The sequence below is a fragment of the Brevundimonas sp. C43 genome (assembly GCF_030732185.1).
Lineage (GTDB): Bacteria > Pseudomonadota > Alphaproteobacteria > Caulobacterales > Caulobacteraceae > Brevundimonas > Brevundimonas diminuta_C.
In genome coordinates this window covers 2,639,422-2,655,864 of sequence record NZ_CP132231.1, presented here as the reverse complement: position 1 = coordinate 2,655,864, position 16,443 = coordinate 2,639,422, and the positions used below count along the sequence as shown (strand labels likewise).

The following is a 16,443-nucleotide window of genomic DNA, read 5'->3' as shown; positions in this document are numbered from 1 at the left end:
TATCGCCCTCCGGGCTGCTTGAGCGCGGAACTCTCATCCTAGCGTCCAAGAGCGCGGCCCGCCGCGCCATGTTGGAAAACGCCGGCGTCGTCTTTGAAGTGCGCGTCGCCGATGTGGACGAGGACGCGATCAAGGCCGTCTCGACCGATCTGGACGCCGCCGCCCTTGCGGTTCGTCTTGCGGAAGCCAAGGCCCTGGCCGTCTCGCGCGATGATGAGACCGCTTGGGTGTTGGGCTCGGATCAGACCCTGGCCTTTGACGGCGGCCTGGTGTCCAAGGCCAGGTCGCTGGACGCGGCGCGCGAGCGGCTGAAAGGCATGCGCGGCAAGTCGCACCAACTGCATTCCGGCGCAGCGCTGGCGACCAATGGCCAGATCGTCTGGTCTGGCGTCGATACGGTTCAAATGCGGATGCGCAATTTCTCGGACGCCTTCCTCGACGCCTATCTGGCGGCCGAGGGCGAGGCCCTGCTGTCCTGCGTCGGTTCCTACCGGCTGGAGGGGCTGGGCTCGCAGCTGTTCGAGGCGGTGGACGGCGACTATTTCACAGTGCTGGGTCTGCCGCTCTGGTTGGTGTTGAAAGAGCTGCGTCGGGCGCGGGTGATCGCGGCATGAGCACGCACCGCATAACCGGGGCCGCCATGGTCGCCGGGATCGCCGGAAATCCGGTCGCCCATTCGCTTAGTCCGGTCATCCACAACGCCTGGCTGGCGGCCGGCGGGATCGACGGCGCCTATGTCCCCTTCGCCCCTGCCGATGCGGACGGTTTCGAGGCCCTGGTCGCCGCGGGGCGCGCCGGTCTGATCATGGGGCTGAACGTCACCGCCCCGTTCAAGGAACAGGCCTTCGCCCTGGCGGATCAAGCGACGACGGCGGCGCTGCTGACGTCCTCGGCCAATATCCTGCAGTTCGAAAACGGGCGGGTGCTGGCCGACAGTTCCGACGGGATTGGCCTGGTGCGCGGCCTGAAGGAACAGGCGCCGGACTTGGACGTGGCGGGGCGGCCGGTGGTGATGCTGGGCGCCGGCGGCGCGGCCCGCGCAGGCTCCGGCGCCCTGGTCGAGGCCGGCGCCAAGGTGCGCATCGTCAACCGTTCGCCCGAACGCGCCCAGGCCCTGGCCGCCGATCTCGGGCCGTCGGTTCGGGTCATGACGGCCGATGACGCTTTTGACGGCGCAGCCTTGGTCATCAATGCGCTGAGCGTCCCGCCCAGCATCGACTTCGACCGGATCGCGCCCGGCACGGTGGTGATGGACATGACCTACAAGCCGCTGGCCACGCCCTTGCTGAAGGCGGCGCGCGAACGCGGCCTGCCGACGGTGGATGGATTGGCCATGCTGATCGGCCAGGCGGCGCCGTCGTTCGAAGCCCTGTTCCGCCGCCCGCCGCCGCCTCTCGATCTTCGCGCCCTGTTGATGACCCATCTGGGCGAGACGGCATGATCCTGCTCGGTCTCACCGGCTCCATCGGCATGGGCAAGTCGACGACGACGGCCATGTTCGCCGATCTGGGCGCGGTCGTCTGGAACGCCGACGATGCGGTTCACCGCCTATACGCGCCTAGCGGTGCGGCGGTTGGTCCGGTAGGCGAAGCCTTTCCCGGCGTCGTCGTGGACGGCGCGGTCGATCGCACGCGTCTGGCCGAGGCGCTTGGGAAAGACGACACGGCGTTCCGTCGTCTGGAAGCCATCGTGCACCCCCTGGTCGCCCAGGGGCGCGCGGCGGATCTGGAGGCGGCGCGCACGGCCGGTGTGAAACTGGCGGTTCTGGACATCCCCCTGCTGTTCGAGACGGGCGGAGACAGGGCCGTCGACGCCGTCGTGGTGGTCACCGCCGATCCGGCGATCCAGGCGGAGCGTGTTCTGGCTCGTCCCGGCATGACCCGCGAACGGTTCGACGCCATCCTGGCGCGCCAGATGCCGGACGCGGAAAAGCGCGCCCGCGCCGATTTCGTCATCGACACCGGCCGGGGTTTGGAGGCCGCGCGGGCCGAGGTCGAGGTGATCGTGGCCGCCGTTCTTGACCCGTCGTGGATATCTCCCCGGCGCGGCGCGGCGAGCCTTTCGCGCTGAGGCGAATGCCGCCATTAAGGGCGAATGGCGCGCGAGATCGTTCTGGATACCGAAACCACCGGCTTCGACCCCAAGACGGGCGACCGGCTGATCGAGGTCGGCTGTATCGAGATCCAGGATCTGCTGCCGACGGGGCGGACCTTCCATCGGTTCGTCAATCCCGAGCGGCTGATCCCGCCAGACGCCATCCGGGTTCACGGCATCACCGACGAAAAGGTCAAGGATGCGCCCAAGTTCGCCGAGATCGCCGACGAGCTGATCGAATTCATCGGCGATGCGCAGATGATCGCTCACAACGCCGCCTTCGACCGCAACTTCATCGACTTCGAATATTCGCGATGCGGCCGGCCGATCACCGGCGAGGCGCGCTGGATCGATACTCTGAAACTGGCCCAGACGCGGTTTCCGGGCATGCCCAACTCGCTGGACGCCCTGTGCAAACGCTACAAGGTGTCGCTGGTCGAGCGGACGCTGCACGGCGCCCTGATCGACGCCCGTCTGCTGGCCGAGGTCTATCTGGAGCTTCGCGGCGGCAAGGAGCGGGTGCTGGACCTGTCGTCGGCGCCGGTCGGTCGCGGTCCCGGCGGCGTCATCGAAACCGCCGCCTACGGCCAGCGTTCCCGCCCCCTGGCGCCGCGCTCCACGCCCGAGGAACAGGCCGCCCACGTCGCCTTCCTCGCCAAGGCGCTGAAGGACCGGTCGCTGTGGGAAGCCTATGGCCTGCCCATTCAGGAAGACGCGGCTTAGTTTTCAGAAGCCCCCGCTTCAGAAGCGCTCAAGTCGTGAGCGACCGCGTCGCGATCGTAGCGCGGCGCGAAGCGCCCTCAGATATCAGGCTTGCCGAAAGCCAAGCACGTCCTGCATGTCATAGAGACCGGGGCCTCGCGTCCGCACCCAGGCGGCGGCGGCGACCGCGCCCTTGGCGAACAGCGACCGATCGATCGCCGAATGGCTCAGGGTCAGCACCTCGTCTTCCGATGCGAACAGCACCGTATGCTCGCCGATGATGCCGCCGGCGCGGATGGAGGAGAAGCCGATCTTGCCGCTCTCACGCTCGCCCTGGACCCCGTCGTAGGGTTTGGAGCGCAGGTCATCCAGATCCGCGAACCGCCCCTCGGCGGCGGCTTCGCCCAGCATCAGGGCCGTGCCCGAGGGTGAATCGACCTTGCGGCGGTGGTGGGCCTCGGTGATCTCGATGTCCCAGTCCTGGGCGTCCAGACGCTGGGCCGCGTGCTGGACCAGGCCGATCAGGATGTTGACGCCCAAGGAGAAGTTGCCGCTCTTGACGATGGCGACCTTTTCGGCGGCCTTCATCAGGTCGGCCTCCTGCTCGTCCGTGAAGCCGGTCGAGCCGATCACCAGGGCCGGGCCGCCGCGCTCGGCTGCGCCTTGGGCCAGGGCCACCGAAGCGGCCGGGGTCGAGAAGTCGATGATCACGTCGCACAGCGACAGGTCGGCGGTTTCGCCCCAATCGAAGCGGGCGGCGACCACCACGTCTTCGCGGGCGTCCAGAACCTGAGAGACCGCACGCCCCATCCGGCCGCGATAGCCGGAAATGCCGGCGTGGAAGATTGCGCTCAAACCGCGTTCTCTTTCGACCCGTCCGCGTCCTGATTGCCCAGGATGTCGGCCCAGAAACGCTTCGCCTTTCCGGCAAAGCTGGAATTCCTGGGGTTCTGCCCCTCCCCGAACGACAGGGCAAGCTCTTCCAGCAACTCACGCTGGCGCGCGGTCAGATCGGTGGGCGTCTCGACGAACAGCTCGACCACCAGATCGCCGCGGTTGCGGCCGTTCAGATGGGGCATGCCCTTGCCCTTGATGCGCACGGTCTTGCCGGTCTGGGCGCCGGCCGGCACGGCGACCGAGGCCTTGCACTTGCCGTCGCAGGCCGTGGAGACCAGGCAGGGCGCGTCGATCTCGCCGCCCAGGGCCGCCACCGTCATCGGCACGGGCACGGTTACCAGCAGGTCCAGGTTGTCGCGCTCGAACAGGTCGTGCGGCGTGACCGAGATGAAGACGTACAGATCGCCGCGCGGTCCGCCGCGCTGGCCCGCATCGCCTTCGCCCGACAGCCGGATGCGCGAACCGTCGTCCACGCCGGCGGGGATTTTCAGGTTCAGGGTGCGTGTTTTGCGAACCTGGCCATGCCCGTGGCAGGTGGTGCAGGGGTCGGCGATCATCTGACCCTGGCCGTGGCAACGGGGGCAGGTGCGCTCGACCTGGAAGAAGCCGTTGGCCTGGCGCACACGACCGGCGCCCTGGCAGGTGGTGCAGGTGACGGGCTTGGTGCCCGGCTTGGCGCCCGACCCCTCGCAGGTGTCGCAGGTCATGGTCGAGGGGATGTCGATCTCGACGTCCTCGCCCTTGTAGGCCTGCTCCAGGGTGATCTCCAGATCGTAGCGCAGGTCCGAGCCCCGGCGCGGTCCGCCCTGCTGGCCCCGGCCCTGGCGTCCGCCGAACGCGTCCCCGAACGCGTCGCCGAAGACCTGGGAGAAGATGTCGTTGATGTCCGAGAAGCCCTGGCCGCCCTGGCCGAAGGGATTGCCGCCCCCGCCGCCGTTCACGCCCGCATGGCCGTAACGATCATAGGCCGCGCGCTTGTTGTCGTCCGACAGCACCGTATAGGCCTCGGAAAGCTCCTTGAACTTGGCCATCGACTCTTCCGAGCCGCCGTTGCGGTCGGGGTGGTGAACCATGGCCAGCTTGCGATAGGCGGCTTTCAGGCCGGGGGCGTCGATCGTGCGTTCGACACCCAGAACTTCGTAATAATCACGCGCCATCGGGCGTTCGTCCTCATACTTCCCCGTTCGCTTTCGCCTCGCCTCTTATCGAGCGTTGGTCGAAATCGATGTCCCGGCTGACATGGGGTCCGGGACCAATGATGCAAGTTTCATGAAAAGGCCCCGCCTATCGCAAGACAAGCGGGGCCGTATCATTTCAGCGACCTGTGACGGATCAGGCGCTCTTCTTGTCGTCGCCGTCCGTGTCCGACACTTCCTCGAACTCGGCGTCGACCACGCCGTCGTCGGCCGGCTGGCCTTCGGCGGCGGCGTCGCCCTGCTGCTGGGCGTACATGGCTTCACCCAGCTTCATCGAGGCCTGGACCAGGGTGTTGGTCTTGGCGCGGATGTCTTCCGGGTCGGTGCCTTCGCGCGCGGTCTTCAGCTCGGCAAGGCCGGTCTCGATGGCCGTCTTCTCGTCCGCGCCGACCTTGTCGCCGTGCTCGGCCAGGGCCTTCTCGGTCGAGTGGATCAGGCTGTCGGCGGCGTTCTGCGCCTCGACCAGATCCTTCTTGGCCTTGTCGGTCGCGGCGTTGGCCTCGGCTTCCTTGACCATCTTGTCGATGTCGGCGTCCGACAGGCCGCCGTTCGCTTGGATGCGGATCGACTGCTCCTTGTTGGTCGCCTTGTCCTTGGCCGACACGTTGACGATGCCGTTGGCGTCGATGTCGAAGGCCACCTCGATCTGCGGCATGCCGCGCGGCGCCGGCGGAATGCCCATCAGGTCGAACTGACCCAGCATCTTGTTGTCCGACGCCATCGGACGCTCGCCCTGGAAGACCCGGATCGTCACGGCCGACTGGTTGTCGTCGGCGGTCGAGAAGGTCTGGCTCTTCTTGGTCGGGATCGTCGTGTTGCGCTCGATCAGGGGCGTGAACACGCCGCCCAGGGTCTCGATGCCCAGGGTCAGAGGCGTCACGTCCAGCAGCAGCACGTCCTTGACGTCGCCTTGCAGAACGCCGGCCTGAACGGCGGCGCCCAGGGCCACGACTTCATCAGGGTTCACGCCCTTGTGCGGTTCCTTGCCGAAGAAGGCCTTCACGGCTTCCACGACCTTGGGCATGCGGGTCATGCCGCCGACCAGAACCACTTCGTCGATGTCCGAGGCCTTCAGGCCGGCGTCGGCCAGGGCCTTCTTGCATGGCTCGATCGTGCGTTGGACCAGATCCTCGACCAGGCTTTCCAGCTTGGCGCGCGTCAGCTTGATGTTCAGGTGCAGCGGACCCGAGGCGTTCATGGTGATGAACGGCAGGTTGACCTCGTACTGGGTCGTGGTCGACAGCTCCTTCTTGGCCTTTTCGGCCTCTTCCTTCAGGCGCTGCAGGGCCAGCTTGTCCTGGCGCAGGTCGACCGACTGCTCCTTCTTGAACTCGTCGGCCAGGTAGTCGACCAGACGCAGGTCGAAGTCCTCGCCGCCCAGGAAGGTGTCGCCGTTGGTCGACTTCACCTCGAAAACGCCGTCGCCGATCTCCAGGATCGAGACGTCGAAGGTGCCGCCGCCCAGGTCATAGACGGCGATCTTCTGGCCGTCGTTCTTTTCCAGGCCATAGGCCAGGGCCGCCGCGGTCGGCTCGTTGATGATGCGCAGCACTTCGAGGCCGGCGATCTTGCCAGCGTCCTTGGTCGCCTGACGCTGGCTGTCGTTGAAGTAGGCCGGCACGGTGATCACGGCCTGGGTGACCTTGTCGCCCAGATAGGCCTCGGCCGCTTCCTTCATCTTGGTCAGGGTGAAGGCCGAAATCTGCTGCGGGGAATAGTCCTTGCCGAAGGCGCGCACCCAGGCGTCGCCGTTCGGGCCCTTGACGATCTCATAGGGCACCATGCCCTTGTCCTTGGCGACGACGGGATCATCGAAGTTGCGGCCGATCAAGCGCTTGATCGCGAAGAAGGTGTTGGACGGGTTGGTGACGGCCTGGCGCTTGGCGGGTTGACCCACCAGCACTTCCGCGCCGTCCTGGATCGCCACGACCGACGGGGTCGTGCGGTTGCCCTCGGCGTTTTCGATCACCTTCGGCGTCTTGCCGTCCATGACGGCGACGCACGAGTTGGTGGTGCCCAGGTCGATGCCGATAATCTTGGCCATGTGTTCTTCAGTCTCTCTGGTTCGGCGGGCGATGCGGCGGCCTTCGACGAAGCGCCGCGCGTGACCGCCCCCGGTTGGGTTGGCGTGGATCAGGCTGGATAGCCCCAAGTTTCGCGGGGTTTCTCCGAAGCTGGCCCCGATATGGGAAAATCCCCCCCGCCCGCAAGGGCGTTATTGCGATTCAACGCTTTCGAAGAACGTTGAAATTCAAAGATGCGGACACAGCGATCGTCGGGCATAAGATTTCCCATCGCGCCCAGGGGACCGCGATGAAGGAAGGGAGAGGAAACAATGATCAAGACCATGCTCAAGGCGGCCGTCGCCGCCGCCATTCTGGTCGGCGCTGCGGCTGCCGCCGCGCCGCCTGCTGGGGCGCCGGCCATACAGTCGCGTGACGGCTATGATCGCCACGTCACCATCAAGAACCGCACCGGCTGGACCATGTTGCGCTTCTACGCGTCGGATTCGCGCAGCGACGACTGGGAAGAGGACATCCTGGGCTCGGACGTTCTGGAAAGCGGGCAGGATGTGCGCATCAACATCGATGACGGCTCGGGCGCCTGCATCTATGACTTCAAGGCCGAGTTCACCAACGGTCAGGAGCTGACGCGGTCGCGCATTAATGTCTGTGAGGTCAGCGAATACACCTACACCCGTTGAGGTGAAGACCGCCGTCGAGGGCTTCCGGCTCTGGCCGGGCGCGTTCGACGCCGCGGCGCAGGCTGATCTGGTCGCCGAGGTGTTCGGCCGGCTGGATGACGCGCCCCTTTATCGGCCGACCACGCCGGGCGGGCGGCCTTTTTCCGTTCAGATGAGCAACTTCGGGCCGCTGGGCTGGGTCTCCGACCGGGGCGGCTATCGCTATCAGTCGACCCATCCCGAGACCGGGCGACCCTGGCCGGCGATCCCGACTATGCTGCTTGACCTGTGGGACGCCACGGTCGGCTGGCCCACGCCGCCGGACGCCTGTCTGGTCAATCTGTATCGCGATGCGGCGAAGATGGGCCTGCACCAGGACAAGGACGAGGCCGACCTCGGCGCGCCCGTCCTGTCGGTGTCGCTAGGGGACACGGCGACGTTCCGCATCGGCGCGGCGGAGGGCGGACGCACCACGACGCTGAGGCTGGACAGCGGCGATGTCTGCGCCCTGACCGGACCCGCGCGCCTGGCCCGTCACGGCGTCGACCGCGTGCTGGCCGGATCGTCGCGCCTGATCCCCGGCGGCGGCCGGCTGAACCTGACGCTGCGCTGCGCCGGTTGAGCATCGGATTTTTGGACTGGCTTTCGCCGTCCGGCTGCGGCGTATGTCGGAGATGGATGATCTGAAGCGTCGTTGGGCCCGGCTGGAGCCCCACATCACCGTCGTGGGCCCGGACGACGACCGGCCCCGTCCTGCCGTGCTGATGTTCCATGGCTGCGGTGGCCTGCGCGATCACCTGCCCCGCTACGCCGAGGTCGCCAAGGCGGCGGGCTGGCGCGCCTTCATCGTCGATTCCTATGGCCCTCGCGGCTGGGGCCGGATCTTCACCCTGGCGGCGGTCTGCACGGGCCTGTCGTTCCGGGGCTATGAGCGGGTGGGTGACGTGCTGGCGGCGATCCAAGGCGTTTCGGCCCGCCCAGATGTCGATGCGACGAAGCTGGCCCTGGCCGGTTGGAGCCACGGGGGCTGGTCGATCATGGAGATGATGAGCGGCGCGCCGACGCCCGGCGCCTTTGGCGTGACCGATCCCGCCGAGGCCGACCTGTCCGGCGTCAAGGCGGTGTGGCTGGCCTATCCCTATATCGGCCCGTTCGCCTTCAACCGGCTGAAGCCCTGGCGGCATTGCCCGCGCGTCCTGGCCGTCACCTGCAAGCGCGACCACCTGACCACCGTCCGCAACGCCGAGCAGGTCAACGCCATGATCCGCAACTGCGGCTCCGAAGTCGAAAGCTGGATCGCCGGGGGCACCCACGCCTTCGACGAACCGACCAACAACGGCCCCATGCGCCACGACCCGGAACTAACGACCGAAGCCCTGCGCCGCTTCGGCGCCTTCCTGACCGACGCCGTCCCACACAGCTGAAAAAGAAAACTCTCCCGCGCTCTTGACGGGCGACCCATCACGTAACAATTGCAGTTACATGAAAAGGGATTCCCGTCTGTCCAACATTCTCCACGCCCTGCTGCACATGGCCGAGCATGAGACACGCACCGGCTCGCCCATGACCTCGGACCAGCTGGCGGTGTGCCTGTCCACCAATCCCGTGGTGGTGCGCCGAACCATGGCCGGCCTGCGCGAGCAGGGATTGGTGGCGTCGGAAAAGGGGCATGGCGGCGGCTGGCGTCTGTCGCGACCGCTGGATCAGGTCACCCTGGGCCAAGTGAACACGGCTCTCGGCGGTGCGGATCTGTTTCCGGCCGCTCCGCCAATCGAGGCTGACGGCTGCCTGGTCGAGGCGGCGGTCAATGACGCTCTGGCCGAGACCTACGCCGCCGCCCGCGCCCTGCTGATCGCGCGCCTGAACGACATAACCCTGGCCGATCTGGCGGCGGACTTCTCGCGCCGCATGGCCGAACATCCCAAGAGAGACCTGCTCCATGCCCATGCCCGAAAGTCCTGAGCCCATGCCGCACGACGCTCTGATCATCGGCGGCTCCTATGCCGGCCTGTCCGCCGCGATGCAGCTGGTCCGCGCGCGCCGCCGCGTTCTGGTCATAGATGACGGCCGGCCACGCAATCGGTTCGCCGCCCGCGCCCATGGCGTCCTGACCAATGATGGAAAGCCCGGCGCCGAGATCACGGCGTCTGCCCGGTCTCAGGTCGCGGCCTATCCCACCGCCGCCTTCCGCATGGCGGAGGCGGTCGAGGTCGAACGGATCGACGGCGGTTTCTCGGTCGCCTTCGCTGACGGCACACGTACGCGCGGTCGCCGGCTGCTGCTGTCGCACGGGGTCGAGGACGTGCTGGCCGACATCCCGGGGGTGAAGGAACGCTGGGGCCGCACCGCCCTGCACTGTCCCTGGTGCCATGGCTATGAGATCGGCGGCGGCCCCATCGGCGTGCTGGGGCGCGGCGATCACGTGGTTCCGTATGCGGCGACGGTCGCCGAATGGGGCCAGGTCACCCTGTTCATGGACCTTGATCAGGGCCTGTCGCCCGAGGACGCCCATCTGCTGGATCGACGCGGGGTCACCATCGAGGCCACGCCGATCGTGCGGCTGGAGGGCGAGGCGCCGGGCCTGAGCGGCGCGCGGCTGACCGACGGACGGTTCGTCGAGCTGAAGGCCATCTTCGTCGGCGCCAATGTGCGCGTCGCCAGCCCCTTCGCCGAGCGGTTGGGCTGCGAGATGACCGACACCCCGATGGGGCGGGTGATCAAGGTGGACGCCATGCAGCAGACGACCCAGCCGGGCGTCTTCGCCGCCGGCGACCTGGCGCGCGCCGCCTCCAACATCACCCTGGCGACCTCGGACGGGATGATCGCCGCCCACGCCCTGTTCAGATCCCTGGTCGAGGAAGAGACGGCGATCGCCGCCTAGCCGACCGTCGCCTCGACCGTGATGGTCGCGCGGACCGAATGGGCCATTTCGCAATGGCCGTGGGCCTGGTGGTGCAGGGCGTCGATCTCGGCCTGAACGGGCTCGCGGCCGGTGAAGCTGGTGAAGGGGCGCAGCGTCACCTCGACGAGGTAGCGCTTGCCGTTATCGTCCTTGCCCATCTTGCCCGAGGCCTCGTCGACGTAGCTGTCGACCACCAGGCCGGCGTTGGCGGCGAAGGCGAGGAACCACAGCATGTGACAGCTGGACAGGGAGGCGATCATCGCCTCTTCCGGATCGACCCCGGCCGGATCGGACATCGGCACGGGCACGCTGGAGGGCGCCGACGACCCCGGCACCACCGCCCCGCCGTCGAAGCTCCAGGAATGGGCGCGGCTGTAGCTTTTGTCCAGGAAGGGCTGGTCGCCCCGGTTCCAGACGACCTTGGCCTCGTAGACGCCCATTACGCCCTCCAGAAGCCGACGATCTTCTTGACCTCGTCCACCACGGGATCGGCGACCTCGGCGGCGCGCTCGGCGCCGGCCTTCAGCACGCGGTCGATCTCGGCCGGATCGTCCATCAGGCGGCGCATCTCGGCCGTCACGGGCGCCAGCGACGACACCGCCAGGTCCGCCAGCGCCGGCTTGAAGGCGCCGAAGCCCTGACCGCCGAACTGCGCGATCACCTGTTCGCGGGTCAGGCCCGCCAGCGCCGCATAGATGGCGACCAGATTCTTGGCCTCGGGGCGTTCGTTCAGCCCGTCCAGGGTTTCCGGCAACGGCTCGGGATCGGTCTTGGCCTTCTTGATCTTGGAGGCGATCGTGTCGGCGTCGTCGGTCAGATTGATGCGGCTGTTATCGGACGGGTCCGACTTGGACATCTTGGCCGCTCCGTCCCGCAGGGACATGACGCGGGTCGCCGGCCCCTGGATGATCGGCTCAGGCACGGGAAAGAAGCCGGGAACGCCGAAGTCGTTGTTGAACTTGGCGGCGATGTCGCGGGTCAGCTCCAGATGCTGCTTCTGGTCCTCGCCCACCGGCACTTCGGTGGCCTTATACAGTAGGATGTCGGCCGCTTGGAGCACGGGATAGGTGTAGAGGCCAACCGACGAGCGTTCCTTGTGCTTGCCTGACTTCTCCTTGAACTGGGTCATCCGGTCGAGCCAGCCGAGGCGGGCGACGCAGTTGAAGATCCAGGCTAGTTCCGCATGGGCGCGCACTGCCGATTGCGGGAAGATGATCGCCTTTTCCGGATCCAGGCCCGAAGCCAGATAGGCGGCGGCGATCTCGCGCGTCTGGGCGGTCAGCTTGTCCGGATCCTGCCAAACCGTGATGGCGTGCATGTCGGCGACGAAGACATAGACCGGCGCGCCCTGGTCCTGCAGTTCGACGAACCGCTTCAGGGCGCCGAGGTAGTTGCCCAGGTGCAGCGCGCCTGAGGCCTGGATGCCGGACAGGATGCGGCGCGGGCCGTCATAGTTAGGGAAGGGGGTCGCAACGTCCGGGGTTTGGTCGGTCATGGGATCGGGTCTCGGAAGGTCGAAAGGCAGGCGTGGCGAGGCAGGCGGCGGTTCAGCCGTGCCATCGCAGGTCATGGATCAGGCCCGAGGTCGTCATGGCCTCGCGCTTATCGGTTCGCCGCCTGTCAGTCCAGACCGGAGACTGCGCCGCCGCCGGGCTCGCGCCTCAGCGTGGCCTTCAGTTCCGAGAGCGTGACGGCCCGGAAAGCCAGCAGGCAGAAGCCGTAAAGCCCGGCTCCGGCGCCGCAGACCACCAGGACCGCGATCTCCTTGGCCAGGAACAGTCGGCTAAGCTGCGGATAGAAGACGTCGGCGGCGAACAGCAGGGCGGCCATCATGGCGCTGGCGGCGATCACGCGGGCGATGCGCGAAAGGAAAGCTGGCGACGGCCGCCAGCTGTTCTCGCGGATCAGGACGTCGCCCAGCAGAGCGACATTGACCCAGGCCGAGGTGCTGGTGGCGATGGCCAGGCCCAGCACCCCGTCCCAGCCCTGACGACGGAACCAGAAGAACAGGGCCGAGCCCAGGATGACGGTGATGACTACGCTGGCCACGGCGAAGATCATCGGCCGGCGCGTGTCCTGGCGCGCGAAGAAGGGCGGGGTCAGCACCTTGGCCAGCACGAAGGCCGGCACGCCCCAGGCGAACTGACGCAAAACGTCGGCGGTGCGGGCGGCGTCGGCCGAGGTGAAGGCGCCGCGCGTCACCGTCGCGTCGATGATGAAGAAGGGAATGACGAACAGGGCCACGGCCGCTGGCAGGGTGAAGGCCATCGCCAGGTTGATGCCGTCGTCCAGAGTCTTTTGCCCGCCCTCGTGATCGCCATCGACGAACGCCCTGGTCAGGCGCGGCACCAGGGCCAGGCCGATGGCGACGCCCACCAGCCCCAGCGGCAGTTGATACAGGCGGTCTGCGTTATACAGGACCGAACGCGCGCCCTCGTCCGACCCGGTCAGGAACTGCGACACCAGAGAGTTGATCTGCAGCGCCCCGCCCGCCAGGGCGCCGGGCACGGCCAGCGCCAGGGTGTGACGCACATTCGGCGTGATGCGCGGCAAACCGATCTTCAGCCGAACGCCCAGACGCCGCACGCCCCACCACAAGAGACCGGCCTGGATCAAGCCCGATGCCGTCACCGCCGCCGTCACCATCAGCAGCACTGTCTCCTGTGGGATCGGCAGGATCAGCGGCGGAATCAAGGCGGCCAGGGTGCACAGGTTCAAAAACACCGGCACGGCCGCTGACAGGGCGAACCGACCGCCGGTGTTCAGCACGCCCGATAAAAGAGAGGCCACGGTCATACAGGCCAGATAGGGCATGGCCAGCTGGGTCGCGATCACGGCCGCGCGCAGCACCATCGGCTGGTCGCGATAGGCCGACAGCAGCCACGGCATGATCCAGGGCATCACGACCTGCAGCAGGATGCAGAAGCCGGCGACGACCGCCAGCATGAAGCTGAGCGCCTCGGACGCCGTGACGGCTGCCGCCTCTTCGCCTTCGCGCGCCCGAACCCCGCCATAGACCGGCACGAAGGCCTGGGCGAAGGCGCCTTCGGCGAACAGGCGGCGGAACATGTTGGGCAGCATCAACGCCGTGGTGAAGGCGTCCATCATCGGCCCCTGGCCGAAGCGCGCCGCCAGCGCCATGTCGCGCACGAAGCCGAGAATTCGACTGCCCAGCGTCAGGGTCGACTGCACCAGGGTGTTTCGGGCGAGGCTCATGCGGACATTCGACAGGGCGCGGAGGAAGGTTGTCGCTTAGCGCGCTTGTTCGCCGGGCGATACGGGCTTTGCGCGCGGGCTGCGGCGGCCCAGGTCGGAGACGTCGCGCGCGCTGGCGCGAGCCGAGGCGACCTTGCGTCCAGCGGGCGCGGGCGCGCGGCTGTCCAGCACGGCCTCAAGCGCCGTGCGCAGTTCGGTGATCCGCTGTTCCGAGGTGATCTTCCGCCCTTTGCGATCCACGACGTAGAAACTGTCCACCGCCCGCTCGCCATAGCTGGCGACGTGGGCGGAGCGGATGCTCAGGCCCTCGTCGTTGAACACGCGCGACAGGTCCGCAAGAAGGCCCGGCCGGTCGGCGCAGGACACCTCGACCACGGTGGCGACTTCGCTGGCGTGGTGATCGACCATGACCACGGGCCGAACTTCGAAGGCCGCCTTGCGCGCATTGCCGGTCGGATCGGGCGCCTGGCCGATGCGGCCCTCGCCCCGCGCAGCCTTTTCCAGCGCCTCGACCAGGGCCTTCAGTCGGCGGGGTTCGGCCTGGCCGTAGGGCAGGCCCGCCCCGTCCTGAACGCGAAACACGTCCAGGACGACACCGTCCTCGGTCGCCACCCGGGCGTCGGTCACGTCGGCGCCCAGGGCGGCCATCGTCTGGGCCAGATCGGCGAACAGGCCCGGTCGGTCGGCGGCGGCGATGGAGATTTCGGTGGTCTGGACCGTCAGCCCCTGCACAGGCGCGGTCGGCGCCGCTTCAGCCGCCGCGCCCGTCTCGCGCGCCCGCTGGACCAGGGCCGGATGCGCCGCCAGCGGGTCCTCGTGCGTCACGTCCTCGCCCCGGAACAGGGCGGCGACCTGGTTGTAGAGGGTGCGCATCAGCTGACCCTTCCAGCCGTTCCACACCCCCGGCCCCACGGCCCGGATATCGGCGACCGTCAGGACCAGCAGCATCCGCAGCCGCTCGGGATCGCCGACCAGTTCGGCGAAGGCGCGGATCGTCGCCGGGTCCGACAAGTCGCGCTTCTGGGCATAGTCCGACAGCGCCAGATGGCTGCGCACCAGCCAGACGACCAGTTCGATCCGGCGCGGATCGACGCCCAGCCGCTCGCACGCCCGACGCGCGGCGATGGCGCCGTCCTCCAGCTGCCCCCGCTCGCCGCCCTTGCCGACGTCGTGCAGCAGCATGCCCAGCATCAGGGCTTCCATGTCCGAGATCAGATGCACGATCTCGCTGGCCATCGGGTGGTCGGTCTTCAGCTTGCCGCGCGCGATGTCGTTGATGATGCCGATGGCCTGCAGCGTGTGCTCGTCGACCGTATAGGCGTGGTACATGTTGAACTGGGTCTGGCCGACGATCCGCCCCCATTCGGGCAGGAACCGGCCCAGCAAACCCGTCTCGTTCATGATGGTCAGGACGCGATAGGGCCGCTGCCCGTGCGCCAGAACGTCCAGGAACGCCCGCGTCGCCGCCGGATCGCGCCTCAGCCGGGGCGTCACCAGCGACAGCGACCGCGTCACCGCCGAAAAGGCGTCCGGATGCAGGTCCAGGTCATGTTTGTCGGCGCAGACGAACAGGGTCAGCAGCTTGACCGGATCGGCGGCGAACACCTCCGGCCCCTCGACCGACAGACGGCCCTGATCGATCCAGAACCCCTCGACCTCCAGCTTGCGGCGGGGGGCGGGTCGGAACGGCGCCATCAGACGCGACAGGCCGTGCGCCGTCTTCTGGTGGCGCGCCTCCAGCTTGGCCGACATGGCGCGGGTCAGGGCGCCGACGTCGCGGGCCACCAGAAAGTATCGCCGCATGAACCGCTCGACCGCCGGTTCGTCGCCGCGCCCACGCCAGCCCATGCGCCGCGCCACTTCGGGCTGCATGTCGAACGTCAGCTTCTCTTCGGCCCGGCCCGCGATCAGATGCAGATGGATGCGGACCCGCCACAGGAAATCGAACGCCTCGTCCGACGTCCGGCGCTCGCGCGGGGTGAACAGTTCGTCCATCACCGTCGCGCCCAGCCGGCTTTCGGGCGCCAGGGACCGGGCGATCCAGTACAGGGTGTTCAGGTCGCGCAAGCCGCCCTTGCCGTCCTTGACGTTGGGTTCGACCTTGTAGCGGGTCGAGCCGGCCTTCTCGTGCCGGGCGGCCCGCTCCTCCAGCTTGGCGGCGATGAAGGGGCGCGGATCGGATTTCGACACCATGTCGCGGAACCGGCCGATCATCAGCTGGGCCAGCGCCTCGTCCCCCGCCAGCGGACGCGCCTCCAGCAGGGTCGTCCGCACCGTCATGTCTGTCCGCGACAGGCTCAGACACTCTTCGACCGAACGCACCGCCGACCCGACCTTGGCTCCCAGGTCCCACAGCACATAGAGGACGAACTGGATCACCTGCTCGCCGCGCGGCGTCGCCTTGGACGATCTCAAAAACAGCAGGTCCAGATCGGAATGCGGCGCCAGCACCCCCCGGCCGTACCCCCCGACCGCGACCAGGGCCAGCCGTTCGGCCTCGACCGGCGAGGTCGGCCACAGGGTCTGGGTCGCCACCCGCCACAGGCCGGCCAGCATCTCGTCGGCGGCGGCGGCGTAAAGGCGCGCCACGTCGCGACCCTTCATGCCGCCATCCAGCTTGCGCTCGGCCCGCGCGCGGGCGGCGTCATAGGTCTCGCGCAAAACGACAGAGACCGCCGCGCGCGGGTTTTCCGCGCGGGCGGCCTCATCAAGGCGGTCATCCAGACTGGGCGAGGCGTTCATGTCAGCCGTCT

The 16,443-nt window shown here is 67.8% G+C and carries 16 protein-coding genes; 9 read left to right on the top strand and 7 right to left on the bottom strand.

What is annotated here, in order from left to right; translation table 11 throughout:
• Nucleotides 1–14: 14 nt before the first annotated feature.
• The 4 genes from Q9R14_RS13330 to dnaQ are packed head-to-tail and all read left to right on the top strand — an operon-like array spanning nt 15 to nt 2,817.
• On the top strand, nt 15–614 hold the full coding sequence (locus tag Q9R14_RS13330) for a nucleoside triphosphate pyrophosphatase (RefSeq protein WP_371929791.1): 600 nt from the start codon (nt 15–17) through the stop codon (nt 612–614).
• Entirely contained in the window at nt 611–1,441 is an 831-nt protein-coding gene (locus Q9R14_RS13325) for a shikimate dehydrogenase (RefSeq protein ID WP_306002705.1), read from the top strand. The genes Q9R14_RS13330 and Q9R14_RS13325 overlap by 4 nt, the downstream gene beginning before the upstream one ends.
• Nucleotides 1,438–2,070 carry a dephospho-CoA kinase gene (gene coaE, locus Q9R14_RS13320; RefSeq protein ID WP_306002704.1) on the top strand — a complete coding sequence of 211 codons (633 nt, stop codon included), beginning with the start codon at nt 1,438–1,440 and terminating at the stop codon, nt 2,068–2,070. Before Q9R14_RS13325 ends, coaE begins: the two co-directional genes overlap by 4 nt.
• A 24-nt stretch (nt 2,071–2,094) precedes the next feature.
• Nucleotides 2,095–2,817 (top strand): DNA polymerase III subunit epsilon, encoded by a 723-nt coding sequence (dnaQ, locus tag Q9R14_RS13315; RefSeq protein ID WP_306002703.1) that lies wholly within the window; start codon nt 2,095–2,097, stop codon nt 2,815–2,817.
• A gap of 84 nt (nt 2,818–2,901) precedes the next feature.
• On the opposite strand, the gene dapB is transcribed toward dnaQ, so the two are convergent.
• The 3 genes from dapB to dnaK all read right to left on the bottom strand — a co-directional run bounded on the left by dapB (nt 2,902) and on the right by dnaK (nt 6,966).
• On the bottom strand, nt 2,902–3,651 hold the full coding sequence (dapB, locus tag Q9R14_RS13310) for a 4-hydroxy-tetrahydrodipicolinate reductase (RefSeq protein ID WP_045810963.1): 750 nt from the start codon (nt 3,649–3,651) through the stop codon (nt 2,902–2,904).
• Nucleotides 3,648–4,850: a molecular chaperone DnaJ gene (gene dnaJ, locus Q9R14_RS13305; protein ID WP_045810964.1), complete on the bottom strand. Its 1,203-nt coding sequence runs from the start codon at nt 4,848–4,850 to the stop codon at nt 3,648–3,650. The genes dapB and dnaJ overlap by 4 nt, the downstream gene beginning before the upstream one ends.
• Nucleotides 4,851–5,025: 175 nt before the next feature.
• Nucleotides 5,026–6,966 (bottom strand): molecular chaperone DnaK, encoded by a 1,941-nt coding sequence (dnaK, locus tag Q9R14_RS13300; protein WP_255353582.1) that lies wholly within the window; start codon nt 6,964–6,966, stop codon nt 5,026–5,028.
• A gap of 258 nt (nt 6,967–7,224) precedes the next feature.
• On the opposite strand from dnaK, the gene Q9R14_RS13295 reads away from it, so the two are divergent.
• The 5 genes from Q9R14_RS13295 to Q9R14_RS13275 are packed head-to-tail and all read left to right on the top strand — an operon-like array spanning nt 7,225 to nt 10,453.
• Entirely contained in the window at nt 7,225–7,593 is a 369-nt protein-coding gene (locus Q9R14_RS13295) for a hypothetical protein (protein ID WP_161642993.1), read from the top strand.
• Complete coding sequence (locus tag Q9R14_RS13290) at nt 7,556–8,194, top strand: alpha-ketoglutarate-dependent dioxygenase AlkB (RefSeq protein WP_306002702.1); 639 nt, start codon at nt 7,556–7,558, stop codon at nt 8,192–8,194. Before Q9R14_RS13295 ends, Q9R14_RS13290 begins: the two co-directional genes overlap by 38 nt.
• Nucleotides 8,195–8,237: 43 nt before the next feature.
• Nucleotides 8,238–8,996, top strand: a complete 759-nt coding sequence (locus Q9R14_RS13285; protein ID WP_306002701.1) for a dienelactone hydrolase family protein — start codon at nt 8,238–8,240, stop codon at nt 8,994–8,996.
• Between the two features lie 58 nt (nt 8,997–9,054).
• Complete coding sequence (locus Q9R14_RS13280) at nt 9,055–9,534, top strand: Rrf2 family transcriptional regulator (protein ID WP_205682050.1); 480 nt, start codon at nt 9,055–9,057, stop codon at nt 9,532–9,534.
• Nucleotides 9,512–10,453 (top strand): NAD(P)/FAD-dependent oxidoreductase, encoded by a 942-nt coding sequence (locus tag Q9R14_RS13275; protein WP_306002700.1) that lies wholly within the window; start codon nt 9,512–9,514, stop codon nt 10,451–10,453. Before Q9R14_RS13280 ends, Q9R14_RS13275 begins: the two co-directional genes overlap by 23 nt.
• Here the strand turns inward: Q9R14_RS13275 and Q9R14_RS13270 are convergent.
• From Q9R14_RS13270 to glnD, 4 genes are all read right to left on the bottom strand, one after another.
• A complete protein-coding gene (locus tag Q9R14_RS13270; protein ID WP_306002699.1) occupies nt 10,450–10,914 on the bottom strand; it encodes an OsmC family protein in 465 nt (154 codons plus the stop codon). The two genes, Q9R14_RS13275 and Q9R14_RS13270, sit on opposite strands and share 4 nt — an antisense overlap.
• Complete coding sequence (gene trpS, locus Q9R14_RS13265) at nt 10,914–11,969, bottom strand: tryptophan--tRNA ligase (protein WP_306002698.1); 1,056 nt, start codon at nt 11,967–11,969, stop codon at nt 10,914–10,916. Before trpS ends, Q9R14_RS13270 begins: the two co-directional genes overlap by 1 nt.
• A gap of 125 nt (nt 11,970–12,094) precedes the next feature.
• Nucleotides 12,095–13,690 carry a murein biosynthesis integral membrane protein MurJ gene (gene murJ, locus Q9R14_RS13260; RefSeq protein WP_306002697.1) on the bottom strand — a complete coding sequence of 532 codons (1,596 nt, stop codon included), beginning with the start codon at nt 13,688–13,690 and terminating at the stop codon, nt 12,095–12,097.
• Nucleotides 13,691–13,726: 36 nt separating this feature from the next.
• Entirely contained in the window at nt 13,727–16,432 is a 2,706-nt protein-coding gene (gene glnD / locus Q9R14_RS13255) for a [protein-PII] uridylyltransferase (protein ID WP_306002696.1), read from the bottom strand.
• Nucleotides 16,433–16,443 lie beyond the last annotated feature (11 nt).